The 26439-nt window shown below is 73.0% G+C and carries 20 protein-coding genes and 1 pseudogene; 16 read left to right on the forward strand and 5 right to left on the reverse strand.

Annotated features, from left to right (window positions below; all coding sequences use genetic code 11):
- A pseudogene (locus AB0O21_RS36090) lies at window positions 1–691 on the forward strand (hypothetical protein); the annotation flags it as partial.
- 156 nt (window positions 692–847) lie between these two features.
- Window positions 848–1681: a tetratricopeptide repeat protein gene (locus AB0O21_RS36095; protein ID WP_365178852.1), complete on the forward strand. Its 834-nt coding sequence runs from the start codon at window positions 848–850 to the stop codon at window positions 1679–1681.
- A 55-nt stretch (window positions 1682–1736) separates the two neighbouring features.
- Here AB0O21_RS36095 and AB0O21_RS36100 read toward each other — a convergent pair whose 3' ends face one another.
- Window positions 1737–3008: a DUF1015 domain-containing protein gene (locus AB0O21_RS36100; RefSeq protein ID WP_365178762.1), complete on the reverse strand. Its 1272-nt coding sequence runs from the start codon at window positions 3006–3008 to the stop codon at window positions 1737–1739.
- Window positions 3009–3094: 86 nt separating this feature from the next.
- Between AB0O21_RS36100 and AB0O21_RS36105 the strand changes: the two genes are divergently transcribed.
- From AB0O21_RS36105 to AB0O21_RS36120, 4 genes are all read left to right on the forward strand, one after another.
- Window positions 3095–4132, forward strand: a complete 1038-nt coding sequence (locus tag AB0O21_RS36105) for an HAD-IIA family hydrolase (RefSeq protein ID WP_365178764.1) — start codon at window positions 3095–3097, stop codon at window positions 4130–4132.
- A gap of 63 nt (window positions 4133–4195) precedes the next feature.
- Complete coding sequence (locus tag AB0O21_RS36110; protein ID WP_365178767.1) at window positions 4196–5254, forward strand: iron chelate uptake ABC transporter family permease subunit; 1059 nt, start codon at window positions 4196–4198, stop codon at window positions 5252–5254.
- Complete coding sequence (locus AB0O21_RS36115; RefSeq protein WP_365178769.1) at window positions 5251–6291, forward strand: iron chelate uptake ABC transporter family permease subunit; 1041 nt, start codon at window positions 5251–5253, stop codon at window positions 6289–6291. The genes AB0O21_RS36110 and AB0O21_RS36115 overlap by 4 nt, the downstream gene beginning before the upstream one ends.
- Before the next feature lie 17 nt (window positions 6292–6308).
- Window positions 6309–7127: an ABC transporter ATP-binding protein gene (locus AB0O21_RS36120; RefSeq protein ID WP_365178772.1), complete on the forward strand. Its 819-nt coding sequence runs from the start codon at window positions 6309–6311 to the stop codon at window positions 7125–7127.
- A 71-nt stretch (window positions 7128–7198) separates the two neighbouring features.
- Here the strand turns inward: AB0O21_RS36120 and AB0O21_RS36125 are convergent, their stop codons facing one another.
- Window positions 7199–7546 (reverse strand): SCP2 sterol-binding domain-containing protein, encoded by a 348-nt coding sequence (locus AB0O21_RS36125; RefSeq protein WP_365178775.1) that lies wholly within the window; start codon window positions 7544–7546, stop codon window positions 7199–7201.
- A gap of 64 nt (window positions 7547–7610) precedes the next feature.
- Between AB0O21_RS36125 and AB0O21_RS36130 the strand changes: the two genes are divergently transcribed.
- From AB0O21_RS36130 to AB0O21_RS36150, 5 genes are all read left to right on the forward strand, one after another.
- Window positions 7611–7835: a hypothetical protein gene (locus tag AB0O21_RS36130; RefSeq protein ID WP_365178778.1), complete on the forward strand. Its 225-nt coding sequence runs from the start codon at window positions 7611–7613 to the stop codon at window positions 7833–7835.
- A gap of 7 nt (window positions 7836–7842) precedes the next feature.
- A complete protein-coding gene (locus AB0O21_RS36135) occupies window positions 7843–8658 on the forward strand; it encodes a TlyA family RNA methyltransferase (protein WP_365178781.1) in 816 nt (271 codons plus the stop codon).
- Entirely contained in the window at window positions 8655–9563 is a 909-nt protein-coding gene (locus AB0O21_RS36140) for an NAD kinase (RefSeq protein WP_365178784.1), read from the forward strand. Before AB0O21_RS36135 ends, AB0O21_RS36140 begins: the two co-directional genes overlap by 4 nt.
- Before the next feature lie 107 nt (window positions 9564–9670).
- On the forward strand, window positions 9671–11395 hold the full coding sequence (gene recN / locus AB0O21_RS36145) for a DNA repair protein RecN (protein ID WP_365178854.1): 1725 nt from the start codon (window positions 9671–9673) through the stop codon (window positions 11393–11395).
- A 216-nt stretch (window positions 11396–11611) separates the two neighbouring features.
- A complete protein-coding gene (locus AB0O21_RS36150) occupies window positions 11612–12724 on the forward strand; it encodes a glycosyltransferase family 4 protein (RefSeq protein WP_365178786.1) in 1113 nt (370 codons plus the stop codon).
- A 245-nt stretch (window positions 12725–12969) separates the two neighbouring features.
- On the opposite strand, the gene AB0O21_RS36155 is transcribed toward AB0O21_RS36150, so the two are convergent.
- The gene (locus AB0O21_RS36155) at window positions 12970–14595 is read right to left on the reverse strand and encodes a PucR family transcriptional regulator (protein WP_365178789.1); all 1626 of its coding nucleotides are present in this window, start codon (window positions 14593–14595) and stop codon (window positions 12970–12972) included.
- A 185-nt stretch (window positions 14596–14780) separates the two neighbouring features.
- On the opposite strand from AB0O21_RS36155, the gene AB0O21_RS36160 reads away from it, so the two are divergent.
- Complete coding sequence (locus tag AB0O21_RS36160) at window positions 14781–16352, forward strand: APC family permease (RefSeq protein ID WP_365178792.1); 1572 nt, start codon at window positions 14781–14783, stop codon at window positions 16350–16352.
- Between the two features lie 12 nt (window positions 16353–16364).
- On the forward strand, window positions 16365–17996 hold the full coding sequence (locus AB0O21_RS36165) for an NAD(P)/FAD-dependent oxidoreductase (protein WP_365178795.1): 1632 nt from the start codon (window positions 16365–16367) through the stop codon (window positions 17994–17996).
- 6 nt (window positions 17997–18002) lie between these two features.
- On the opposite strand, the gene AB0O21_RS36170 is transcribed toward AB0O21_RS36165, so the two are convergent.
- Together AB0O21_RS36170 and AB0O21_RS36175 are read right to left on the reverse strand one after the other, a co-directional pair.
- Window positions 18003–19385, reverse strand: a complete 1383-nt coding sequence (locus AB0O21_RS36170) for an FAD-binding oxidoreductase (RefSeq protein WP_365178798.1) — start codon at window positions 19383–19385, stop codon at window positions 18003–18005.
- A 99-nt stretch (window positions 19386–19484) separates the two neighbouring features.
- The gene (locus AB0O21_RS36175; protein ID WP_365178857.1) at window positions 19485–21296 is read right to left on the reverse strand and encodes a glycoside hydrolase family 15 protein; all 1812 of its coding nucleotides are present in this window, start codon (window positions 21294–21296) and stop codon (window positions 19485–19487) included.
- Between the two features lie 453 nt (window positions 21297–21749).
- On the opposite strand from AB0O21_RS36175, the gene AB0O21_RS36180 reads away from it, so the two are divergent.
- The 3 genes from AB0O21_RS36180 (at window position 21750) to AB0O21_RS36190 (ending at window position 26418) form a co-directional block, all read left to right on the forward strand.
- Window positions 21750–23402, forward strand: a complete 1653-nt coding sequence (locus AB0O21_RS36180; RefSeq protein ID WP_365178800.1) for a CTP synthase — start codon at window positions 21750–21752, stop codon at window positions 23400–23402.
- 80 nt (window positions 23403–23482) lie between these two features.
- Window positions 23483–24121 (forward strand): NUDIX hydrolase, encoded by a 639-nt coding sequence (locus AB0O21_RS36185; RefSeq protein ID WP_365178803.1) that lies wholly within the window; start codon window positions 23483–23485, stop codon window positions 24119–24121.
- 323 nt (window positions 24122–24444) lie between these two features.
- Window positions 24445–26418, forward strand: a complete 1974-nt coding sequence (locus AB0O21_RS36190) for a tetratricopeptide repeat protein (RefSeq protein ID WP_365178806.1) — start codon at window positions 24445–24447, stop codon at window positions 26416–26418.
- Window positions 26419–26439 lie beyond the last annotated feature (21 nt).

A 26439-nucleotide genomic window follows, 5' to 3' on the forward strand; every position in this document is an offset into this window, starting at 1 on the left:
CCGCGGTGGTCGTGACGACCGTGGTGGGGACCGTCCGTCGTACCCGCGTCGTGACGACCGGGGCGAGCGTCCCTCCTACCCGCGTCGCGATGACGAGCGTGGTGGGCGTCCCTCGTACCCGCGTCGTGATGACGAGCGTGGTGGGTTCCGCGGTGGTCGTGACGACCGTGGTGGGGACCGTCCGTCGTACCCGCGTCGTGACGACCGGGGCGAGCGTCCCTCCTACCCGCGTCGCGATGACGACCGTGGTGGGCGTCCCTCGTACCCCCGCCGTGATGACGACCGTGGTGGGTTCCGCGGTGGTCGTGATGACCGTGGTGGGGACCGTCCGTCCTTCCCGCGTCGGGACGACCGGGGTGGCGACCGTCCCTCGTTCCGTCGTGACGACCGGGGCGAGCGTCCGTCCTACCCGCGTCGCGATGACGAGCGTGGTGGGCGTCCCTCGTACCCGCGTCGTGATGACGAGCGTGGTGGGTTCCGCGGCGGTCGTGACGACCGTGGTGGGGACCGTCCGTCGTACCCGCGTCGTGACGACCGGGGCGAGCGTCCCTCCTACCCGCGTCGCGATGACGACCGTGGTGGGCGTCCCTCGTACCCCCGCCGTGATGACGACCGTGGTGGGTTCCGCGGTGGTCGTGACGACCGTGGTGGGGACCGTCCGTCGTACCCGCGTCGTGACGACCGCGGGGGTGACCGTGGTGGGTTCCGTGGTGGCCGTGACGATCGCGGTGGCTACCGTGGTCGCGATGACCGCGGCGGCGACCGTGACTACCGTGACCGCGACCGGGACCCGGTCAAGCGGCTCCCGATCGACGAGGACGTCACCGGCCTCGAGATCGACGCCGACGTGCGTCAGGAGCTGCTGAGCCTGCCCAAGGGGCTGGCCGAAGAGGTCTCCAAGAACCTGGTCATGGTCGCGCGGCTGATCGACGAGGACCCCGAGCAGGCGTACGCGTACTCGCGCATCGCCCTGCGTCTGGCCTCCCGTGTCGCCGCCGTCCGCGAGGCCGCCGGCTTCGCCGCCTACGCGACGCAGAAGTACAGCGAGGCGCTGGCCGAGTTCCGTGCCGCCAAGCGGATGACCGGCTCGGTCGAGCTGTGGCCCGTGATGGCCGACTGCGAGCGCGGCCTCGGCCGTCCGGAGCGGGCGCTGGCCATGGCCGGTGAGCCCGAGGTGCAGAAGCTGGACAAGGCCGGCCAGGTCGAGATGCGGCTGGTCGCCGCCGGTGCCCGGCGGGACCAGGGGCAGCTCGACGCCGCCATCGTGACCCTGCAGAGCCCGGAGCTGGCCTCCAACACCGTCCAGCCCTGGACCGCGCGCCTGCGGTACGCCTACGCCGACGCCCTGCTGGCGGCCGGTCGTGAGGACGAGGCGCGCGAGTGGTTCGCGAAGACGCTCGAGGCCGACAAGGACGGGGCGACCGACGCCTCCGACCGCCTTGCCGAGCTCGACGGCGTCGAGTTCGTCGATGCCGCGGTCGACCTGGCCGACGACGCCGACCTGGACGACAGCGACGACGAGGACGACGAGGACGAGGACGCGGCGGAGGTCGCCGCGGCCGAGCGCGCTTCCGACGTCACCGAGTACTACGACGAGGACGACGAGGAGTACGAGCCGCTGGAGCAGTCCGCGGCCGACGCCGACGTCGATGCCGATGCCGAAGGTTCCGACAGGGGCTGACGCAGGGTGAAGTGAAGAAGGGCGGTACCCCGGTCGGGGTACCGCCCTTCTGCGTTCAGCCCAGGCCGCGCAGGACCAGGCCCGTGGCCGGTTTCGGGCCGAAGGAAGTGGACTTGCGGGGCATGGTGACTCCCTGGCGGGCCAGGTCCCGGACGACTTCCTCTCGTACCGGGTGCAGGAGGACGGCGGTGCCCCCGTGGCGCTCCGCCTGCTCCACGGTGGCCGCGGCGTCGTGGATGTACGCGATCTGGTCCGGGGTGTCCGGGACGTGCCACAGGGCGTCGAGCAGGGTCGCGTGCAGGACCGTCGCGTCCAGCCGGCGCCAGGCCTCGGGGCGGTCGTGGCGGACCGTGCGTTCGAGGAGGGCCAGGTCGGGGTCGGTGACGAGGTGGAAGGCGCCGTCGCCGGTGAGGAGGAAGGCGTTGCCGCGCTCCGCGGCGTCCGCGAGGGCCTCCAGGGCGAGGGGGAGGGGGCCGTCGACCCGGCGGACCCGGAAGCGGCCGGTGAGTGCCGCCAGGGCGTCCGCGAGCGGCAGGCGGCGCAGCATCCGGTGGATGGCGCGGACCTGGAGGGGGTAGCGGGCGGTGTCCACCAGCAGGACGAGGCCGAAGTCCCACGCGGTGGGGGAGCCGTGCTCCTCCTGGAGGCGCAGGTACGTGGCCCAGCGGTGGTGGCCGTCGGCGATGAGGGCCTGGCGGTGGCTGAGGTCGGCCGTCACGGTGGCCAGTTCGGCCGGATCCGTGATGGCCCACAGGCGGTGCTGGAAGCCGTCCTCGGTGGTGGTGGAGAGGAGGGGGGCGCGCGTTGCCGCCCGCTCCACTACGGCTGCCGCGCCCGCGGCGGGGTCGTCGCCGCGGTAGGTGAGGAGGAGGGGTTCGAGGTTGGCCGCCGTGGCCCGCATCAGGCCGGCGCGGTCGGTGACCACGTCCGGCATGACGTCCTCGTGGGGGAGGACGATGCCCTCCTCGGCGGTGGACAGGGCGAGGGCGCCGATGATTCCGCGCTGGAGCAGACCGGCCCTGCGCTGCTCGTACACGTACAGCGCGGGCTCGGGGTCGGCGCTGAGGATGCCTTCGGCGAGCCAGTGGTGCAGGGTGCGCGCCGCCTGTTCGTTGCGCGCGGCCGGGGTGCCGGCCTGCGGAAGGATCAGGCGGACGATGTTGTGCGGGTCGGCGGATTCGAGGTGGTCGACTCCGTCGGGGCGCACGACCACGTCGTAGGGCGGCGAGGTGACGGCGGCGAGGCTGCCGACCCGCTCCGGGACGTAGCGCAGGCCGTGGAAGGGGATCAGGCGCAGGCCGTGGTCCTCGGTGCCAGATGAGGTCATTAGTGCATGGTAAGTCGCGTCTCGCCATGCGGGATGATCGGGGGAGTGCGGAATCGGACAAGATCGATCGGATGAGGAGCGGACGGATGACCCGGCAGAGCAGGACCAGTCCCGCGGCGAGTGAGCGGAGACTGCACCAGGCGTACGACACCGCCCTGCTGGACCTCGACGGCGTGGTGTACGCGGGCGGGGAGGCCATCGCGCACGCCGTGGAGTCCCTCGCCGTCGCCCGGGCGGAGGGGATGCACCTGGCGTACGTCACGAACAACGCGCTGCGCACCCCGGACGCGGTGGCGGAGCACCTGGGCGAGCTGGGCATCCCGACCGAGGCGGGCGAGGTGATCACCTCGGCGCAGGCGGTGGCCCGGCTGATCGCGGAGCAGGTGGGGCCGGGGTCGAAGGTGCTGGTGATCGGCGGGGAAGGGCTGCGGGTCGCGCTGCGCGAGCGCGGGCTGGTGCCGGTGGAGTCCGCGGACGAGGAAGGGCTGGCGGCGGTCGTCCAGGGGTACGGGGGGCCCGACCTGGCGTGGGGGAGGTTCGCGGAGGCCTCGTACGCGATCAACCGCGGGGTGCCGTGGTACGCGTCCAACACCGACCTGACGATCCCGGGGGCGCGGGGGATCGCGCCGGGCAACGGGGCCGCGGTGGAGGTCGTGCGGATCGCCACGGGCGCGGAGCCGCAGGTGGCGGGCAAGCCGCTGCCCCCGATGCACCGGGAGACGGTGCTGCGGACCGGGGCGGAGCGGCCGCTGGTGGTCGGGGACCGGCTGGACACCGACATCGAGGGCGCCTTCAACGGGGAGGTGGACTCGCTGCTGGTGCTGACCGGGGTGACGGACGCGGCGCAGCTGGTGCGGGCCGAGCCCCGGCACCGGCCGACGTACGTGGACCGGGACCTCCGGGGGCTGCTGACCGGGCAGCCGGCGGTGGAGCCGGCCGGGGAGGGCTTCCGCTGCGGGGGCTGGACCGCGGTCGCGGTGGACGGCGGCGAGCTGGAGCTGCGCGGGGAGGGCGGGGATCCCGTCGACGGGCTGCGGGCCCTGTGCGCGGCGGCGTGGACGGCGGCCGGGGACGGGGTCTGCACGCTGGACGCGGCGAAGGCGCTGGCCAAGCTGGGCCTTTAGCGGCCGCAGCCGGGGCCGTTCGGGTGATCCGGAACGGGTGCAGGGTAGGCTAACCTAACTTGCGTGTTGGTCGAGAGTCCCCCTGAACCCGAACCGAGCGCGGCGCCCGCAGAGGCCGCCGTCGCCCGCCCGCGGCATGCCCCGCGCGTCGCCGGTCTGCTCGCGGCCCTGGCCGTGCTGGCACTGATCGCGGTGCTGAGCATCGCCGTGGGCGCCAAGCAGATGCCCCTCGACGAGGTCTGGCACGGCCTGTTCGGCTACGCGGGCACGCCCTCCGACGTGGTGGTGCGGGACCTGCGGGTCCCGCGCACCCTGCTCGGGCTGATGGTCGGGCTGGGCCTCGGCCTGTCCGGCGCGGTGATGCAGGCGCTGACCCGCAACCCGCTCGCCGAACCGGGCATCCTCGGCGTCAACGCGGGCGCGGCCGCCGCCGTGGTCTCCGCGATCAGCTTCTTCGGGGCGAGCTCGCTGAGCGAGTTCGTGTGGTGGGCCTTCCTCGGCGCCGCCGTCGTCTCCGTCGCCGTCTACGTCCTCGGGGGCAGCCGCAGCGCCACGCCGGTACGCCTCGCCCTCGCCGGTACGGCGGCCAGCGCGGCCCTCGTCGGCTACATCAACGCCGTGCAGCTGATGGACAGCAAGGCGCTGGACAAGCTGCGCTTCTGGACGGTGGGTTCGCTGTCCTCGGCCAACATGGACACCGTCCGCCAAGTGGCCCCCTTCCTGCTGGCCGGCGCGCTGATCGCGCTCACGCTGGGCCGCTCGCTCAACGCGATGGCCCTGGGCGACGACACCGCGCGGGCGCTCGGCGCCCACCTGACGCGGACCCGGATCGGCGCCATGGCCGCCATCACGCTGCTGTGCGGCGCCGCGACGGCGGCCTGCGGGCCCATCGTGTTCATCGGGCTGATGATCCCGCACCTGGTGCGGGCCTTCACCGGTCCCGACATGCGCTGGGTGCTCGCGTACTCGGCGGTGCTCTCGCCCGTGCTCCTGCTCGGCGCCGACGTCATCGGCCGTGTCGTCACCCGGCCCGCCGAACTCCAGGTCGGCATCGTCACCGCCCTGATCGGCGGGCCCGTCTTCATCTACCTCGTCCGGCGCAAGAGGATGGCCCAGCTGTGAACGCCAAGGCACGCAGGCTGAACCTTCCCGGCGGGATCTCCCTGCGCGTCGAACGGCGTGCGCTGGGCGTCGGGGTGCTGCTCGCCGTGGCCGCGTTCGCGCTGGCCGTGCTGCTCATCGGCACCGGCGACTTCCAGATCGCGCCGTGGGACGTCGTACAGACGCTGATGGGCAACGGCAGCCCCGCCAACGACTTCATCGTCAACGACCTGCGGCTGCCCAGGGTCCTGGTGGCGCTGCTCGTCGGCGCGGCCCTGGGGATGGCCGGGGCCGTCTTCCAGTCCGTCTCCCGCAACCCGCTGGGCTCGCCCGACCTGCTCGGCTTCGGCTACGGGTCGGCGGTCGGTGCGCTCGTCGTCATCGTCCTGTTCAAGGGCGGTGCCACCGAGGTGGCCGCCGGCGCGCTGCTCGGCGGCGTACTGGCCGGGGTCGTCGTCTACCTGCTGGCGTACAAGCGGGGCATCAACGGCTACCGGCTCGTGCTCGTCGGCATCGGCGCCTCCGCCATGCTCATCGCCGTGATCCAGTACCTGATCACCAAGGCCCAGATATTCGAGGCCACCCGGGCCACGGTATGGCTGACCGGTTCGCTGGCCGGCCGGGACTGGGCGCAGGTGTGGCCGCTGCTCGGGGTCTGTGCGGTGCTGTTCCCGGTGATCCTGGCCCAGGGCCGGGCCCTGCGGATGATGGAGATGGGCGACGACGCCGCGTACGCCCTGGGTGTACGGGTGGAACGCACGCGGCTGCTGCTGATGCTCGGGGCGATCCTGCTGACCACCGCGGCGGCCGCGGCGGCGGGGCCGATCAGCTTCGTGGCGCTGGCCGCACCGCAGTTGGCGCGGCGGCTGACCCGGTCGCCCGGGGCGAACCTGCTGTCCGCCGCGCTGATGGGGTCGGTACTGCTGCTGGTGTCCGACTGGGCCTCGCAGCGGGCGTTCGGCGCCGACCAGCTTCCGGTGGGCGTGGTGACCGGGCTCGTCGGCGGTGTCTATCTGCTCTGGCTGCTCGTCACCGAGCGCAAGGCAGGACGTATATGAACCTCAGGAGTACTCAAGTGCAGCGGCTGACCGCGGAGAACGTGACCCTCGGCTACGACCAGCGGGTCATCGCCGAGAACCTGTCGGTGGAGATCCCCGACAACTCCTTCACCGTGATCGTCGGGCCGAACGCGTGCGGCAAGTCCACGCTGCTGCGGGCCCTTTCGCGGATGCTGAAGCCGACGCAGGGGCGGGTGCTGCTCGACGGGCAGGCCATCGGGTCGTTGCCGGCGAAGAAGGTCGCCAAGACCCTGGGGCTGCTGCCGCAGTCCTCGATCGCGCCGGACGGGATCACGGTGGCGGACCTCGTGTCGCGCGGGCGGTACCCGCACCAGGGGCTGCTGCGGCAGTGGTCGCCCGAGGACGAGCGGATCGTGCGCGAGTCGATGGCCTCGACGGGGGTCGCGGAGCTGGCCGACCGGGCCGTGGACCAGCTGTCGGGCGGGCAGCGGCAGCGGGTGTGGATCGCGATGGCGCTGGCGCAGCAGACGCCGCTGCTGCTGCTGGACGAGCCGACCACGTATCTGGACATCCAGCACCAGATCGACGTGCTGGACCTGTGCGCGGAGCTGCACGAGGAGCAGGGGCGGACGCTGGTGGCGGTGCTCCATGATTTGAACCACGCCGCCCGTTATGCCACGCATCTGATCGCGATGCGGGGCGGGGAGGTCGTGGCCGAGGGGGCGCCGGGGGAGGTGGTGACCGCGGAGCTGGTGGAGCGGGTGTTCGGGCTGCCGTGTCGGGTGATCCCGGATCCGGAGACGGGGACGCCGCTCGTTGTGCCGGCGGCGCGTGCCGCGCGTGCCGGTGCGCGGGTCCGGGCGGGGGCCGAGTAGCGGGTGCGGGTCCGCTTCCCGGGGCTCCGCCCCGGACCCCGCGCCTCAAACGCCGGCGGGGCTGGATTTGGCTAGAGCAGGGACTTGAGGCGGAGGAGGTCGCGGAAGCCGGCTTCCAGTTTTACTCGGCCCGCCGTCCAGGCCTTGGCGAATTTGAGCTCGCCCGCGACCAGGGCGACCAGGTCGTCGCCGGTCATGGCCAGGCGGATCTCGGCCTTCGTGGCGGGTGGGCCCGGGGAGACCGCGTCCACGCGGATGCGGCCCCCGTCGAGGCGGCCAGTGAAGGTCCGGTCGAGGTCCGTGATGTGGCAGCTCAGGGAGCGGTCGAGCGCGGCCGCGCCGCGGACGCCGCCGTCCGCCCCGGCGAGGTTGTCTGAGAGTTGGTCGAGTGCGGCTCGGCACTCATCGATCGTAGCCATCGTGATCACGACGGTACCGCAGAGCCGTGCGTGGTCGCGGGGCGCTTCGGGGTAGCGTCTGGGCATGGACGACGAAGCCGACGAGGTCCGGGCCGCACCGCTGGGGCTCGTACGCACGCCCACCGGGCACGATGGCGTGGACGCGCACCTGGCGCGACTGGCGGACGCGGACCACCTCGCGGCGGACGGGCACGTCGGGGTGTACGAGGATGTGCACAGGGGACTGCGTGACGCGCTGGACGCGCTGGACGCACCGCCCGTCCTCGGACCTTACGAAAACAGGAGCTGAACCGAACGTGGCAGGAGTGGCACGCCGCCGCCTGGACGCCGAACTGGTACGCCGCAGCATGGCCCGCTCGCGCGAGCACGCCGCGCAGCTGATCGCGGCGGGCCGGGTGACCGTGGGCGGTACCACCGCGACCAAGGCGGCCACCCAGGTGGAGACCAGCGCGGCCCTGGTGGTGCGACAAGACGACAGCGACCCGGACTACGTGTCGCGCGGCGGCCACAAGCTCGCGGGGGCGCTCGCCGCCTTCCAGCCGCAGGGGCTGCTCGTGGAGGGGCGCCGGGCGCTGGACGCCGGGGCGTCGACCGGCGGCTTCACGGACGTGCTGCTGCGGGCGGGCGTGGCCCACGTCATGGCCGTCGACGTCGGCTACGGGCAGCTCGCCTGGTCGCTGCAGAGCGACGACCGGGTCACGGTCAAGGACCGGACGAACGTCCGTGAACTCACGGTGGAGCTGATCGACGGGGTTCCGGTCGATCTGGTGGTCGGCGACCTGTCCTTCATCTCCATCGGGCTGGTGCTGCCGGCGCTCGTGCGCTGCTGCGCGCCGGACGCGGACCTGGTGCTGATGGTCAAGCCGCAGTTCGAGGTCGGCAAGGACCGGCTGGGTAGCGGCGGTGTGGTGCGCAGTGCGGAGCTGCGGGCCGAGGCCGTGCGCGAGGTGGCGGCGCAGGCGTGGAAGCTGGGGCTGGGCGTGCTCGGCGTCACGGCGAGTCCGCTGCCGGGTCCCTCGGGCAACGTCGAGTACTTTCTGTGGCTGCGGGCGGGGGCACCGGCACTCGACCCGGCGGATGTTGACCGTGCAGTGGCGGAGGGGCCGCAGTGACAGATTCTTCGGGGGAACGGACTGTTTTTCTGCTCGCGCACACCGGGCGGCCGGCGGCCATCCGCAGTGCCGAGCTGGTGGTGAAGGGCCTGCTGCGCTGCGGGCTGGGCGTGCGGGTCTTCGCGCATGAGGCGGCGGACCTGCCGCTGCCGCCCGAGGTGGAGCTGGTGACGGAGTCCACCCCGGGCGTGCTCGACGGGTGTGAGCTGCTGATCGTGCTGGGCGGGGACGGGACGCTGCTGCGCGGCGCCGAGTTCGCGCGCGCCTCGGGGGTGCCCATGCTGGGCGTCAACCTGGGGCGCGTCGGGTTCCTCGCCGAGGCCGAGCGCGACGACCTGGACAAGGTCGTGGACCGGGTGGTGACCCGGGACTACGAGGTCGAGGAGCGGATGAGCCTCGACGTGGTCGTGCGCAGGAACGGCGACGTGGTCCACCGGGACTGGGCGCTGAACGAGGCCGCCGTCCAGAAGGTGTCCCCGGAGCGGATGCTGGAGGTGGTCCTGGAGATCGACGGGCGCCCGGTGTCCGGCTTCGGCTGCGACGGGATCGTCTGCGCGACTCCGACGGGCTCGACGGCGTACGCCTTCTCGGCGGGCGGGCCGGTGGTCTGGCCGGAGGTGGAGGCGCTGCTGATGGTGCCGATCAGCGCGCACGCGCTGTTCGCGAAGCCGCTGGTGACCTCGCCGGACTCGGTGCTGGCGGTGGAGGTGCAGACGGGTACCCCGCACGGGGTGCTGTGGTGCGACGGGCGGCGGATGCTGGAGCTGCCCGCCGGGGCCCGGGTGGAGGTCCGGCGGGGGGCGGTGCCGGTGCGGCTCGCCCGGCTGCACCACGCGTCGTTCACGGACCGGCTCGTCGCGAAGTTCGCGCTGCCGGTGTCGGGTTGGCGCGGGGCGCCGCACTGACGGACCCGAGCCGTGTAGTTAATAGCACATCCGTTCGGAGAACTTGGGGCGGGTGACGTCACATGGCACCGGTGAAACCTCGGTATCGTCGTCCCGTGCTTGAGGAGATGCGGATACGGTCGCTCGGGGTCATCGACGACGCGGTGGTCGAGCTGTCGCCCGGTTTCACCGCGGTGACCGGCGAGACCGGCGCGGGCAAGACGATGGTCGTCACCAGCCTCGGGCTGCTGCTCGGCGGTCGCGCCGACCCGGCCCTCGTACGGATCGGCGCCAAGGCCGCGGTGGTCGAGGGCCGCATCGTCATGCGCCCGGACGCCCCCGCCGCCGTACGCGCCGAGGAAGCCGGGGCCGAGCTCGACGACGGCGCCCTGCTGATCAGCCGGACGGTGTCCGCCGAGGGGCGCTCGCGCGCCCACGTCGGCGGCCGCTCCGTGCCCGTCGGCCTGCTCGGCGAGCTCGCCGACGACCTGGTCGCCGTCCACGGCCAGACCGACCAGCAGGGGCTGCTGCGGCCCGCCCGGCAGCGGCAGGCCCTCGACCGGTACGCCGGTGACGCCGTCGCCGTCCCGCTCGAGAAGTACGGGGCCGCCTACCGGCGGATGCGCGCGGTCGCCGTCGAGCTGGAGGAGATCACCACCCGGGCCCGGGAACGGGCCCAGGAGGCGGACCTGCTGCGCTTCGGGCTGGACGAGATCGGGGCCGTGGAGCCGGTGGCCGGCGAGGACACCGAGCTGGCGGCGGAGGCGGAGCGGCTCGGCCACGCCGAATCGCTCGCCTCGGCGGCGCAGCTAGCGCACGCCGCGCTCGCCGGCAATCCCGAGGACCCGGAGGGCATCGACGCGAACACGCTCGTCGCCGGAGCCCACCGCGCGCTGGAATCAGTACGCTCCCACGACCCGGCGCTCGGCTCGCTCGCCGAGCGGATCGGAGAACTGGGCATCCTGCTCGCCGATGTCGCCGGGGAGCTGGCGGGCTACGCCGACGACCTGGACGCCGATCCGCTGCGGCTGGCGGCGGTGGAGGAGCGCCGGGCCGCGCTGACCCAGCTGACCCGCAAGTACGGCACCACGGGCACCGTGGACGGCGTACTGGAATGGGCCGAGCAGGGCTCGACGCGGCTGCTGGAACTGGACGGCGACGACGAGCGGATCACGGAGCTGACCGCCGAACGTGACGGGCTGCGCTCCGAACTGTCGCAGCTGGCACAGGCGTTGACGGACGCCCGGGTGGAGGCGGCCACGCGCTTCGCCTCCGCCGTGACGGCGGAGCTGGCCTCGCTGGCGATGCCGCACGCACGGGTGACCATCGACATCCGGCAGGTCGAGGACCCGGAGGGCGTCGAGGTCGACGGCCGCCCGGTCGCCTACGGGCCCTCCGGCACCGACGAGGTCGAGCTGCTGCTCGCCCCGCACCCCGGCGCCCAGCCGAGGCCGATCGCCAAGGGCGCCTCGGGCGGTGAGCTGTCCCGCGTGATGCTGGCCGTGGAGGTCGTCTTCGCGGGCTCCGACCCGGTGCCGACGTACCTCTTCGACGAGGTCGACGCGGGAGTCGGCGGCAAGGCGGCGGTCGAGGTCGGCCGGCGCCTCGCGAAGCTGGCCAAGTCCGCCCAGGTCGTCGTCGTCACGCACCTGCCGCAGGTGGCCGCCTTCGCGGACCGGCAGCTGCTGGTCGAGAAGACCAACGACGGGTCCGTGACCAGGAGCGGTGTCACCGTGCTGGAGGGCGAGGACCGGATCCGGGAGCTGTCGCGGATGCTGGCCGGCCACGAGGACTCGGTGTCGGCTCGGGCGCACGCGGAGGAACTCCTGGCGGCGGCGCGCGCCGACGGGTGAGCGGTACTCGTGAAGGGCCCGGAGCGTACGCGCTCCGGGCCCTTCGCCGTGTCCGGAGGGGCGCCGGGGTGACGGCGCGCTAGCCCGTGTGGGTGAGCCTTCGCGGTGTCCGGCGGTATCTCTCACGGGATCCGCACCCGTATGGTCCCGGAACGCGCGTGCGGACTGGCATCCTGGGCGACGTCTCTGACTCCCCTCACCCTGGAGCTTCGGCCCGTGAGCAGCTCCCCGGTTTCCGCCTCCCTCCCGGCACAGCCCTACGGGCGGCCGCCGCTGCGCACCGTGCAGGTGCTCGGCGGCGCCGCCGGCACGGGCAGTTGCGCGCACGTGCGCTCCCTCACGACGGGGCTCGCCGCGCGCGGGGTCCGGGTCACGGTGTGCGCGCCCGTGCGCGCGGAGGGGGAGTACGACTTCACGGGCGCGGGCGCGCAGTTCGCGCCCGACGCGGTGAGCGTGCTGCGGGCCGCGTGCGCGGGCGCGGACGTGGTGCACGCGCACGGCGTACGGGCCGGGGCGCGGGCGCTGCTGGCCCTGCGGGGGCGGCGGGTGCCGCTGGTGGTGAGCTGGCACGGGGACGGCCCGGTGGCCGACGGGGGGCTCGGGCGGCTGAGCCGGCTGCTGGAACGGCAGGTGGCCCGTGCCGCGGCGGTGGTGCTGGGGGCCTCCTCCGACCAGGTCGACCTCGCCAGGCTGCGGGGGGCGCGGGACGCGAGGCTGTCGCCGGTCGTCGTGCCGGCCGGCTCCGCCGTGGCCGAACCGGGCAAGGCGCGGGCGGAACTCGGCGCGGTGGAGCGGCCGTTGCTCATCGCGGTCGGGAGCCTGGTGCCGCACCGGGGGTACTCCGTACTGCTGGACGCGGCGCGGGAGTGGCGCTGGCTGGACCCGGCGCCGCTGCTGGTCATCGCGGGGGAGGGGCCGCTACGGGCCGAACTCGCCCGGCGGATCGAGGCGGAGGCCCTGCCGGTGCGGCTGCTGGGGCGGCGCCGGGACGCCGCGCGGCTGCTGGCGGCCGCGGACGTGGCGGTGCTGCCGAGCCGGTGGGAGGCGCGGGCCCTGCTGGCGCAGGAGGCGCTGCGGGCCGGGGTGGCGCTGGTGGCCACGTCGGTGGGGGGAGTGCCGGAGCTGGTGGGGGACGGGGCGGTACTGGTCCCCTCCGGGGACGCGGGGGCGCTGGCCGAGGCCGTGTCCGGGCTGCTGGCGGATCCCGGCCGGCGGGCGGCGGTGGCCGCGGCGGGGCTGGCGCAGGCCGGGACGTGGCCGTCGGAGGACGACACGGTGGCGCAGGTCCTGTCGGTGTACGACGAGCTGATGGAGCGGGCCCGACGGTAGCCGCCTGCGGCGCCGCCGCCGGGGCGCTGCCCCGGACCCCGCTCCTCAAACGCCGGAGGGGCTGGATTTCGCTGCCGTAGTCCGCCTGGCGCGGCTGGGTTGCCCGCAGGAGCACCATCCAGCCCGTCCGGCGTTTGAGGACCGGGGTCTGGGGCGGAGCCCCAGGGAACGGTGGAAGGGCGGGTAGGGGACGGCTCCGCGCAGCGGCGGCCCGCAGACGGCGGCCGGACGACGGACGGAGCGCGTCAAGAAGGAGAAGGCACGTGCCGGCGGGCGCGGAGGGCCAGGCTGAGGGAGAGGACCGTCTCGGGGTCGTCCAGGTCCGTGCCCAGGAGCTCCGAGATGCGGGCCAGCCGGTTGTACAGCGTCTGCCGGTTCAGGTGGAGCTCGCGGGCCGTCTCCGCCTTGCGGCCCGCGTGGGCCAGGTACGTCTCCAGGGTGGGGAGGAGGGGAGGGCGCGAGGACGCGTCGTGGACGCGCAGCGAGCCGATCGCGCGGTCCACGAAGGCCGCCAGGTCGGGGTGCTCGCGCAGCCGCCACAGCAGGAGGTCGATGTCCAGGCGGCGGGCGTCGTACCAGGGCCGGGCCGGCAGGCCATGGGCCGCCGTCGCGGTCTCCGCCGCGTGCCGCAGCCCCGCGGAGGCGGCCGCCCAGCCGCCCGCGACGCCGACGACCACGGCCGGCGGGGCGACCGCGCGCTCCAGCCCGGCCCGCTCCACGCCCGCCCGCAGCGCGGCCGCGACCCGGTCGGCCACCGCCGTGCGCTCCGATTCGGAACGCAGGGAGACGAGGAGGGGCACCCGGCCCTCCACCGGGCGGACGCCCAGCAGCACCGGGACCCCGACCGAGGCCAGCTCCTCCAGCACCGCGCGGGCCAGTACCGCCCAGTTGCCGGACGGGCCGAGGTCCGAGCCCAGCCGCATGACGACCGGGAGCAGCGGCCCGGCGCCCGGTTTGAAGCCGAGCACGCGCGCCTGTGACGGGGCGTCATCGGCGCTGATGCGGCCTTCCGCGAGGTCCGTCAGGAAGTCGCCCCGGCCGCGCGCCGCCAGTTCCTCCTCCTGCCGTGCCTGCATGAGGACCACGGCCAGGACGCCCGCCGTGCGTTCCGCGGCCATCCGGTGCACGGGCTGCAGCGGGGTCGTGACCCCGACCAGGACCACCCGGGCCCGGACCGAGCCGGTGCCGTGGCCCCCGCCCGGTACGTCGATCACCACCGTGTTCCCCGACGGCTCGGCCTCGCGCTGGCCCCGTAGCCCCTCCCACACCTGGAGCGGGTCCGCGCCCGCGTCCGCCGCCGAGCTGCCGGCGGCGTACAGCAGCTGCCCGTCGGGGGTTTCCAGGAAGACCGGGTTGCCCGTGAATCCGGCCAGGATCCGCAGGACCTGCGGGATGCCCCCGCCGCCCAACAGGGCCTCGGTACATCGCCGGTGGACCTCCTCGGCGCGCTGGAGCAGGGCGTAGTGGTGGTTGACGATCTCGGTGTGGATCTCCTCCGTCACCGCTACGAAGGGGACTTCCCGGTGGAGCTGGACGAGCGGGAGGCCGGCCGCGCGGGCCGTTTCCACGAGGGTCGCCGGGAGCCGGGTGAAGCGCGGGCCCAGCTCGACCACGAGCGCGGCGATGCCCCGGTCCGCGAGACGGCGTACGAAGGCGCGCTGTTCGGCGGGCCGGGTGCCGAGGCCGAGGCCCGTGGTCAGGAGCAGCTCGCCGCCCTTGAGCAGGGAGGCGATGTTCGGCACCTCGCCCGCGTGCACCCAGCGGACGGTGCGCCCGAGGCGGTCGGCGCAGGCCACCACCTCCGGCAGTCCGCTGCGCAGCCCCGGCAGCTCAAGTGCCCGCTGAACTGTGATCCCGCCCTGGTCGTCCATATGGCGGGACGGTACCGGCCTGGTTGTTCCCACGACATCACCTACGGGTTACAAATGCCGCGCTCTGCCCCATCCGGACCGACAACTCGTCTTCCCCGCAAGGAGATTATCGGACCACATGCCGATTGTGGTCTGCGTCACGCGGGGAGAGAGTGGCGGCCACCCATTCACAGGAAGAGGACGCCATGAGCATAGGCACGACCAGCGGGTCATCAGAGACACCCGCGGCCCCGCAGGTGCAGCGACTCAAGGCCAACTCGGTCGGGCTGGTCGGCGTCGTCTTCATGGCCGTCGCCACCGCCGCCCCGATCACGGCGATGACGGGCAACCTGCCCATCGCCGTCGGCTTCGGCAACGGCACGGGCGCCCCGGCCGGTTACCTCTTCGCCACCGTCGTGCTGACCGTTTTCGCGGTCGGTTACGTGGCCATGGCCAAGCGGATCACCGCCGCCGGAGCCTTCTACGGATACATCTCGCACGGCCTCGGCCGGATCGCCGGCATGGCCTCGGGCATGCTCGCCGTCCTCGCGTACATCGTCTTCGAGGCCTCGATCGTCGGCGTGTTCTCCTACTTCACGAAGACCACCGTCCACGACCAGTTGGGCATCGACCTGCCCTGGATCGTCTACGCGGCCGGCATGCTGGCCATCACGGCGGCCCTCGCCCACTTCGACATCAACCTGACCGCCAAGGCGCTCGGCGTGATGCTCGTCGCCGAGATCGCCGTGCTGTTCGCGGTGGCCACCGCAGTCCTGATCGCGGGCGGCGGCCCGGACGGCATCCCGCTCGAGCCGGTCAACCCGAAGAACGCCTTCACCGGCACCTCCGCGGGCCTCGGCCTCTTCTTCGCCTTCTGGTCCTGGGTCGGCTTCGAGTCCACCGCCATGTACGGCGAGGAGTCCCGCGACCCCAAGCGGGTCATCCCCAAGGCCACCCTCATCTCCGTCGTCGGCGTCGGCCTCTTCTACATCTACGTCTCCTGGATGACCATCGCGGGCAACGGCCTGGCCAAGTCCGTCGAACTGTCCGCCTCCACCAGCCCCCTCGACCTCTTCTTCGCCCCCACCCAGACGTTCATCGGCGCCTGGGCCGTCGACGCCTTCCAGTGGCTGCTGCTCACCGGCTCCTTCGCCTGCGGCATGGCCTTCCACCAGTGCGCCGCCCGCTACCTGTACGCCATCGGCCGCGAGGGCTTCCTGTCGCCGAAGCTGGGCCACACCCACGCCAAGCACGGTTCCCCGTACATCGCCTCGGTCGTGCAGACCGCCATCGCCACCGCGCTCGTCGTCGGCTTCTGGCTCACCGGGCAGGACCCGTACCTGCACCTCTACACGCTGCTCGCGATCCTCGGCACGATGGCGATCCTGATCGTCCAGACGCTGTGCTCCTTCGCCGTCATCGGCTACTTCCGCAAGAACCACCCCGAGGACCGGCACTGGTTCAAGACCTTCACCGCCCCGCTCCTCGGCGGCATCGGCATGACCGCCGTCGTGGTCCTGCTGGTCCTCAACATGGAGACCGCGGCCGGCAGCGCGGCCGGATCCGTCTTCTTCAAGCTGATCCCGTGGATCGTCGGCGCCGTCTTCCTCGGCGGCCTCGGCCTCGGCTTCTGGCTCAAGGCGAAGGCCCCCGCCCGCTACGAGATCATCGGCCGGATCGTCCTGGAGGACGCCGCCGAACGCGCCGACGACGGCCGGCCCGGGCTCTCCGCGGTGCCCGCGCCGACGTCGACCGACACCCCCACCGCGAACCTCTGAGGAGCCACCGCCATGGCCCGTACCCCCCTCATGCACGCCCTGCGGCGGCTCGCCGCCGAGCACGCCGCCGCCCAGCGCCTGGGCATGCCCGCCGCCGAGGTCCGCGGATCCACCCGCCGCGAACTGCTCGGCCGGGCCGCCGCCCTCGGCCTCGGCACCGCCCTCGCCGGCTCCGCCGCCGGGGCCGCGTACGCCACCGAGACCACCCCCGACAAGAAGCCCGTCGCCCCCGCCCGCGTCGCCGTGGTCGGCGCCGGCATCTCCGGCCTGACCGCGGCCCTCACCCTCAAGGACGCGGGCGTCAACTGCACCCTCTACGAGGCCAACCCGAGCCGGGTCGGCGGCCGCATGTGGACCCAGCGCGGCCACTGGGCGTACGGGCAGACCTCCGAGATCGGCGGCGAGCTGATCGACACCAGCCACAAGAAGATCCTGGAGCTCTGCCGCCGCTTCAACCTGCCCACCGAGGACTTCCTCGGCGGCGGCCCCAACGGGGCGGAGGAGGTGCTCTGGTTCAACGGGGAGTACTACTCCCGCACCCAGGCCGACGAGGACTTCAAGGCCGTCTACCAGGCCCTGCGCCGGGACCTCTCGGAGGCCGGGGAGGTCTCCTGGAACAACACCACCCCCACCGGCACCGCCCTCGACAACATGACCCTGTACGAGTGGATCGAGACCCGGGTCCCGGGCGGCCACGGTTCCCAGCTCGGCCGCTTCATCGACGTGGCCTACAACGTCGAGTACGGCGCCGACACGCAAGCGCAGTCCGCGCTCGCCCTGGTCCTGCTGATGGGCTACCAGCCCAACCCGGGCAACTTCAACGTCTGGGGCCTGTCCAACGAGCGCTACCACATCACCGGCGGCAACGACCGGCTGCCGAACGCCATCGCCGCCGCCCTGCCCGCCGGAACGATCGTGATGGGCCGCGAGCTGGTCGCCGTACGCGCCAACGCCGACGGCACCCAGACCCTCACCTTCAACGACGCCGGCGCCACCCGCACCGCCGTCGCCGACCACACCATCCTGTGCCTCCCGCTGCCGATCCTCCAGCGCATCGACACCTCGCAGGCCGGCTTCGACCCGCTCATGCGGAACCTGCTGCGCGACGCCCGGATGGGCTACTGCACCAAGCTCAACATGCAGTTCACCGCCCGCCCGTGGCGCGGCACCGGCCCCTGGCCCGGCGTCTCCGCGGGCGACTGCTTCACCGACTCCGACGTCCAGCAGACCTGGGACACCACCAAGGTCCAGCCCGGCACCGGCGGCATCCTGCTCCAGTACGGCGGCGGCTCCCTCGCCGGGGCGCTCACCCCCGGCAGCCCCTTCGCCACCGAGGCCGACCCGTACGTGCGCGACCTCGCCGGCCGCATGCTGACCGGCATCGACGCCTTCTACCCGGGCACCAAGGCCGTGTGGACCGGCAAGGCCCAGCTCTCCGCCTGGCACCGCAACCCCTACTCGCTCGGCGCCTACTCGTACTGGCCCACCGGCTACCTGCACCGCTACGCCAAGTACGAGGGCACCGCGCAGGGCAACGTCCACATCGGCGGCGAGCACTGCAGCTACGACTTCCAGGGCTTCATGGAAGGCGGCGCCACCGAGGGAGAGCGGGCGGCGCGGGAGGTGATCACCGCCCTCAGCTGACGGGTGTCAGGCCGGCTGGATGTTGTGGTTGAAGCGGAAGACGTTGTCCGGGTCGTACTGCCGCTTCAGCGCCGCCAGCCGCGCCATGTTCTTCTCGCCGAGGCCCGAGACCACCCGGTCCGGGCCCTCGTCGCCCGTGAAGTTCAGGTAGACCGCGCCGGTGCTCCACGGCCGGACATCGGCGCGGACGTCCTTGACCCACTGCCGGCACCGCTCGTCGTCGGCCTCGTCCTCCCAGATCCCGAACGGGTGCACCGCCCAGGGCGCGTCGCGGAACGGCACCGGATAGTCGGCGGGGCCGGAGGCGACCGCGCCGCCCTGAGGCCACACCACGTGCTGGGTGCCCGTCGGCACCGGCATCGAATCGGCCCGGGCGCAGAACACGTCCACGAACGCGTCGGGCACCCCCGTGAGGTACTCCGCCGACCAGTAGTTCCGCATGTCCGGCGGGTCGTCGAGCATGCACTGCAGCTCGGCGTAGGGGAGGGCCGTCACCATCTCCGCCTCGTGCGGGATCGCCAGCAGCGGCGCGACCAGCCTGCGCAGCTCCTCCTCGGGACCCGCGTACGTCACCAGCGCGCCGCACACCAGCAGCCCCACCAGGTGCGGCGGCACGAACTCCTCGGGCGGGCCGGTCATGTAGATGGCGCCGCCGGCGGCCTCGGGCGGGCCGGCCTCGATGACGTCCCGGTACGTACGGACCACCTCGGGCCCGCGCTCCGGCAGGTACAGCAGGAACGCGATCGACATCACCGGCAGTTCGTGCAGCCGCAGGGTCAGCGAGGTCGCGATGCCGAAGTTCCCGCCACCGCCGTGCAGTCCCCAGAACAGCTCCGGGTGGTCCTCCGCCGTCGCGTGCACCAGCTCGCCCTCGGCGGTGACCAGCTCCGCGCCCAGCAGGTTGTCCACCGCCAGCCCGAACTTCCGGTCGAGCCAGCCGCTGCCCCCGCCCAGGACGAAACCGCCGACCCCGGTGGTGGACGCCCGGCCGCCGGTGGTGGCCAGCCCGAACGGCTCACAGGCCCGGTCCAGGTGGCTCATCGTGGCCCCGCCGCCGATGTACGCCGCCCGCGCCGCCGGATGGACCGTCACCTCGTGCATCCGGCGCAGGTCCACGACCAGGCCGCCGTCGTTCAGCGACATGCCGGCCACGCTGTGGCCGCCGCCGCGCACCGCGATCTTCAGGTCCAGCTCCCGGGCGAACCGCACGGCCGTCACCACGTCGGCCGAGCTGTCGCACTGGGCGATGACGGCGGGCCTGCGGTCGATCATCGCGTTGAAGACCGTGCGGGCCTCGTCGTACCCCGGATCGTCCGGAGCGAACACCTCACCGGACAGATCCTCGCGGAGCGCGGTCAGCGCCGCGCCCGCCTTCGAGAGGGGAGCCATGGCTGCCCCCTTCCACGGAGGGAGGGCATAGGACCCTTCCAGGGTAGGCGGGGGCGATCACCCCGGCGCGGCGAGAAACTCCGCGCCCCGGGCGTGCCGCTAACCTCCGTACGCCCCGCTCGCCGTGAGCCGCAGCGCCGTGTCGATCAGCGGAACGTGGCTGAAGGCCTGCGGGAAGTTCCCGACCTGCCGCTGGAGGCGCGGGTCCCACTCCTCCGCCAGCAGACCCAGGTCGTTGCGGAGCGCCAGCAGCTTCTCGAAGAGGTGCCGGGCCTCGTCCACCCGTCCGATCATCGCCAGGTCGTCGGCCATCCAGAACGAGCACGCGAGGAAGGCTCCCTCGTCGCCCTCCAGGCCGTCCACGCCCGCCTCCTCGCCCGCCGTCGGGTAGCGCAGGATGAAACCGTCGGGCGTCGACAGCTCGCGCTGGATCGCCTCGATGGTCCCGATGACCCGCTTGTCGTCCGGCGGCAGGAAGCCCATCTGCGGGATCAGCAGAAGCGAGGCGTCCAGCTCCTTCGACCCGTACGACTGGGTGAAGGTGTTGCGCTCCTTGTCGAAGCCCTTCTCGCACACGTCCTGGTGGATCTCGTCGCGCATCTCGCGCCACCGCTCCAGCGGGCCGTCCGCGTCCCCGCTCTCGATCAGCTTGATCGTGCGGTCCACGGCCACCCAGGCCATCACCTTCGAGTGCACGAAGTGGCGGCGCGGGCCGCGCACTTCCCAGATGCCCTCGTCCGGCTGGTCCCAGTGGGTCTCCAGGTAGCGGATCAGCTTCAGCTGGAGCAGCGAGGCGTAGTCGCTGCGGGCCAGGCCGGTCATGTGGCCCAGGTGCAGGGCCTCGGTGACCTCGCCGTACACGTCCAGCTGGAGCTGCCCGGCGGCGCCGTTGCCGACGCGGACCGGGCGGGAGTCCTCGTAACCGGGCAGCCAGTCCAGCTCGGTCTCGCCGAGCTCCCGCTCGCCCGCGATCCCGTACATGATCTGGAGGTTCTCCGGGTCCCCGGCGACCGCGCGCAGCAGCCACTCGCGCCAGGCGCGGGCCTCCTCGCGGTAGCCGGTGCGCAGCAGCGAGGAGAGGGTGATGGCCGCGTCCCGCAGCCAGGTGTAGCGGTAGTCCCAGTTGCGGACCCCGCCGATCTCCTCCGGCAGGGAGGTGGTCGGCGCGGCCACGATGCCGCCCGTGGGGCCGTACGTGAGCGCCTTGAGGGTGATCAGGGAGCGGACCACCGCCTCCCGGTAGGGCCCGTGGTACGTGCACTGGTCGACCCACTCGCGCCAGAACTCGGCGGTCGACTCCAGGGCCGCCTCGGCGTCGGGGGCCTCCGGCGCGTCCTTGTGCGAGGGCTGCCAGCTGATGCTGAAGGCGATCCGCTCGCCGGGCCGCACGGTGAAGTCGGAGTAGGTGGTCAGGTCCTTGCCGTACGTCTGGGCCTCGGTGTCCAGCCAGACCGAGTCGGGCCCGGCGACGGCGACGGTACGCCCGTCGACCTTGTGCACCCAGGGCACGACCCGCCCGTAGCTGAAGCGCATGCGCAGCGCGGAGCGCATCGGGACCCGCCCGGTGACCCCCTCGACGATCCGGATCAGCTGGGGCGCGTGGGTCTCGCGGGGCGGCATGAAGTCGATCACCCGGACCGTGCCGCGCGGCGTGTCCCACTCCGACTCCAGGACCAGCGAGTCGCCGCGGTAGCGCCGGCGCGCGGCCCGTGGGGCCTCGGTGCCGGCCTGGAAGGCCGGGCCGATCCGCCAGAAACCGTGATCCTCGGTGCCGAGAATGCTCGCGAACACGGCGTGGGAGTCGAAACGTGGCAGGCACAGCCAATCGACTGCCCCGTCCCGGCAGACCAGCGCCGCGGTCTGCATGTCCCCGATCAGTGCGTAATCCTCGATGCGCCCGGACACGTGCATCTCCAGTCGAACGGCCACGTCCGCCCCGAAGGGCGCTTGCAATGCGCGGTTGCGCGGTCTCCTGTGTGCAGGGATCCCCGCGTTGAGCCCATGATTCCGCATAGCGGCTCGGTTAGGCCGTCTGACGGACTGCTCGGCGGCGATGTGTGCGATATCCGAGCAGGATATGACGGCACCCTAGTGATCTCCTTAAGCGGCGGAAGAATGCCACTGCGCCAAACGGGTGAGCTGCGGATACGTCGCCGGCCACCTTCCCCGGCGGGTCCGCGGCGCGTGGCCGGAGGCGGACCGGCCGAGGCGCTGATAGGCTGGTACCCCGTGGACCGGTGGTCTGCCTGTGCGAATCAGGAGCCCCGAAACCGCAGCTTCGGCGCCCCCTGAGACCCTTCCGGATCGACGGTGGCCGGTGCCGGACGCACCTCACTTCGCGACCACGGGAGCCCCCTCTTGGCGATGCCGCCCAAATCTCTGACGACCAAGCACATCTTCGTCACCGGGGGTGTCGCTTCGTCCCTCGGCAAGGGCCTGACGGCCTCCAGCCTGGGTGCGCTGCTGAAGGCGCGGGGCCTTCGGGTCACGATGCAGAAGCTCGACCCGTACCTGAACGTCGACCCGGGCACGATGAACCCGTTCCAGCACGGCGAGGTGTTCGTCACCAACGACGGCGCCGAGACCGACCTGGACATCGGCCACTACGAGCGCTTCCTCGACGTGGACCTCGACGGCTCGGCCAACGTCACCACCGGCCAGGTCTACAACACGGTCATCGCCAAGGAGCGCCGCGGCGAGTACCTCGGTGACACCGTGCAGGTCATCCCGCACATCACCAACGAGATCAAGCACCGCATCCGCCGCATGGCGACCGAGGACGTCGACGTCGTCATCACCGAGGTCGGCGGCACCGTCGGCGACATCGAGTCGCTGCCGTTCCTGGAGACCGTCCGCCAGGTCCGCCACGAGGTCGGCCGCGACAACGTCTTCGTCGTGCACATCTCGCTGCTGCCCTACATCGGTCCCTCGGGCGAGCTGAAGACCAAGCCGACCCAGCACTCGGTCGCGGCCCTGCGCAACATCGGCATCCAGCCCGACGCGATCGTGCTGCGCGCCGACCGCGACGTCCCCACCTCCATCAAGCGCAAGATCTCGCTGATGTGCGACGTGGACGAGGCCGCCGTGGTCGCGGCGATCGATGCCAAGTCGATCTACGACATCCCGAAGGTGCTGCACACCGAGGGCCTGGACGCGTACGTCGTGCGCAAGCTCGACCTGCCGTTCCGCGACGTCGACTGGACGGTGTGGGAGGACCTCCTCGACCGGGTCCACAACCCCGACCACGAGGTCAAGGTCGCGCTCGTCGGCAAGTACATCGACCTGCCCGACGCCTACCTGTCGGTGACCGAGGCGCTGCGCGCCGGCGGTTTCGCCAACAAGGCCCGCGTCCAGATCAAGTGGGTCACCTCCGACGACTGCCGCACCCCGGCGGGCGCCGCCGAGGTGCTCGGCGACGTGGACGCGATCTGCGTGCCCGGCGGCTTCGGCGACCGCGGTGTCAACGGCAAGGTCGGCGCGATCACCTACGCCCGCGAGCACAAGATCCCGCTGCTCGGCCTGTGCCTGGGCCTGCAGTGCGTGGTCATCGAGGCCGCGCGCAACCTGGCCGGCATCGAGGACGCCAACTCCACCGAGTTCGACGCCTCCACCGCCAACCCGGTCATCTCGACGATGGAGGAGCAGCTCGCCTTCGTCGAGGGCGCGGGCGACCTGGGCGGCACCATGCGCCTGGGCATGTACCCGGCGAAGCTCGCCGAGGGCTCCATCGTGCGCGAGGTCTACGGCGACCAGGCGTACGTGGACGAGCGCCACCGCCACCGCTACGAGGTGAACAACGCCTACCGCGGCGAGCTGGAGAAGAAGGCGGGCATCGTCTTCTCCGGCACCTCCCCGGACAACAAGCTCGTCGAGTACGTCGAGTACCCCCGCGAGGTGCACCCCTACCTGGTGGCCACCCAGGCCCACCCGGAGCTGCGCTCGCGCCCGACCCGCCCGCACCCGCTGTTCGCGGGCCTGGTCAAGGCGGCCGTGGAGCGGCAGCAGTCCGCGAAGTGACGCACTGACCGCATAACGTAGACAGCCGGGGTACGGAAGATCCGTACCCCGGCTGTCGCGCGTTGTGGAGGGCATTCGGCATGGGCATCGTCATCAAGGACACGTCGGAATCCTGGGAGATGCTGTCGACCCGGCGGCCGTTCCAGGGAGCCAAGACGGCCGTGGACTCCGACGAGGTGCGGATGCCGGACGGATCGGTGGCCCGCCGCGACTACCAGGTGCACCCGGGATCGGTCGGCGTGCTGGCCCTCGACGAGGCCGGCCGGGTCCTCGTCCTGAGCCAGTACCGGCACCCGGTGCGGCGGCGGCTGTGGGAGCTGCCGGCCGGGCTGCTCGACGTGCCGGGGGAGAACCCGCTGCTCGGGGCGCGGCGGGAGCTCGCCGAGGAAGCCCACGTGAAGGCGGAGGACTGGCGGGTGCTCGCGGACTTCTACGCCTCCCCCGGAGGCTCCGACGAGGCCATCCGGATCTTCCTTGCGCGGGGCGTCTCGGAGGCGGAGGGCGAGCGGTACGCGGAGACCGGGTCGGAGGAAGCCGACATGGAGGTGACCTGGGTCCCCCTGGCCGACCTGGTCCGGGGCGTCCTGGCGGGCGAGCTGGGCAACCCGGGCCTGGTCACGGGCGTACTGGCCCTTTCCGCGGCGCTGGCCTCCGAGGGAGGTCTGGCCGCCCTCCGCCCGGCCGACGCCCCCTGGCCGGCCCGCCCGTACGAGGCGTAGCCCCCGCCGCCGGTCCGGTGCGGCTCAATGACCCGGGGCTCTGCCCCGTACCCCGCTCCTCAAACGCCGGAGGGGCTGGAACCCCCAGCCTCGCCGGCGTTTGAGGCGCGGGGTCTGGGGCGGAGCCCCAGGGAACGGTGGAAGGGCGGGTAGGGGACCGCTCCGCGCAGCGGCAACAGCCCGCAGACGGCCGGCGTCAGGGAAAAGCGGACCATCGGCTGATCCGATCAGGGGATATGTCCGCCGCGCTCCACACGGGTCGTCGCTCTGCGTGAACTACGCTCGGGATCCCCGAAGGGCAGGGGCAGGAGAGGAGCGGATCCGTGACGGATTTCGTCGGGCGGCGGCGTGAGCTCAAGGAGCTGCGCGAGGACATCGCACGGACCGGGCTCGACACCCTCTCCGGCCGCAAGGCAAAGGCGCCCCGCGCCCGGGTGCTGCTCGTCGCCGGGCGCCCCGGATCCGGCAGGACCGCCCTCGCCGAGGCGTTCGTGCGGGAGGTCGCCGAGGAGTACCCCGACGGGGTCCTGCGAACCCGGCTCACCGCCCCCGGCGGGGAGACCGTGGCCACCGAGCGGGCCGTACGCGGGCTGCTGGAGGCGCTGGGCCACCGCACGCCCCCCGGAGCCGGGGAGGACGAGCTCAGCTCAACCCTGCGCACCGCGCTCGACGGCCGGCGCGCGATCATCCTGGTCGACGACGCCGCCGACCCGCACCAGGTCGACGCCCTGCTCCCGGACACCCCCGAGTGCCTCGTCGTCGTCACCGCCGAGGGGCCGCTCACCGGCATCCCGGACGTACGCCCCTGCACCCTCGGCGGGCTCGACACCCCCTCCGCCGTGCGGATGCTCGTCCACCGCATCGGCGACACCCGCGTGACCGCCGACCCCCGCGCCGCCGAAAGCCTCGCCGAGGAGTGCGGGGGACAGCCCGCCGCGCTCGTGCTCGTCGGCGGCTGGCTCGCCGCCCACCCCAAGGCCTCCGTCGCCGACGTGGCCAAGCAGCTCCACGACATGCCGGCCGCCGCCGCAGCCGCCGGCGGGCCGCTCGCCCGCTGCTTCCGGCTCGTCTACGAGACCCTGCCGCAGCCCGCCCAGCGGACCCTGCGGCTGCTGCCGCTGGCCCCCGCCGGGATCATCGACTCGCACACGGCCTCCGCCCTCGCCGGCTGCTCCGTGGCAGCGGCCCAGTCGACGCTGGACGACTTCGCCGCGCTGGGCCTCGTACGGCACGGCCACGACGGACTGTTCTTCCTGCCCGGCTGCCTCGCGCCGCTGCTCCAGGCCCTGCTGGAGGCCAAGGAGCGCCCGGCGGAGGTGCAGCTGGCCCGGGCCCGGATGCTGGAGCGGACCGTACGGCTGCTGCACTCCTGCCAGGCGATGGCCGATGAGGACGAGGAAACCGTGCGGGAGGTGCTGGACGGGCTGCCGCGCGCCCTGCGCTTCCCCGACCGGCGGGCCGCCGCCACCTGGCTGGACACCCGGCTGCCCGCGCTGTCCGCCGCCGCCTCCCTGGCCGTGGCCGACGGGGAGCTGGACACGCTGGCCCGGCGGCTGGTCGCGGGCCTCGTACGGGCCCTCGCGGAGCACCGCGGGACCGCCGAGGCGGCCCCCGAGCTGTACGGGCTGCACCGCCTGGTGCTGAACGTGGCAGAGCGCCGCAGCCTGCACCGGGAGCAGGCCGCCGCGCTGCTGAACCTGGCCGATCTGGACGCCGAGACCGGCCGGACGCAGGAGGCACTGGAGCGCTACCGGGCCGCGCTGGACGCCGGGAGGGCGGCAAATGACCCGTACGCGAGCGGCCGCGCGATGGAATCCGTAGGCGGTGCCCATCAGGAGCTGGGGGACTGGCACCGGGCCTCCGACTGGTTCGGCCGGGCCCTGTCCCAGGCCCTCGCGCGGGGGGAGCGGGCGGACGAGGCCAGGCTGTACGGGCGGCTCGGGAACGTGCACACGTACGCGGGCCGCTACGGGGATGCGCTGCGCAGCTGGCGGGCGGCCGCGGCCGGGTACCGGAAGCTGGCCGATGTCCCGGGCCAGGCAAAGGCGTTGAGCGAGATGGCGCGGGTCCAGGAGTACGCCGGACGGCCGGAGGAATCGCTGCACACCTGCCGCGAGGCGGTGGAGCTGGCACGCCGCGCCGGGGACCAGCGGCTTCAGGCCGCGCTGCAGGTCCGGCTGGCCGACACGCTGGACCGGCTGGGCGACCCGGCGGCCGCGCGGCTGCACCGGTCCGCGGCCGACAGATTGCTGGGGGACGACCCCGCAGCCTGCGAAATCCGCAGTGGATCCGACTAAGATTATTTGTTTGCAAGGCTA

This window comes from Streptomyces sp. NPDC091371 (assembly GCF_040684275.1).
Lineage (GTDB): Bacteria > Actinomycetota > Actinomycetes > Streptomycetales > Streptomycetaceae > Streptomyces.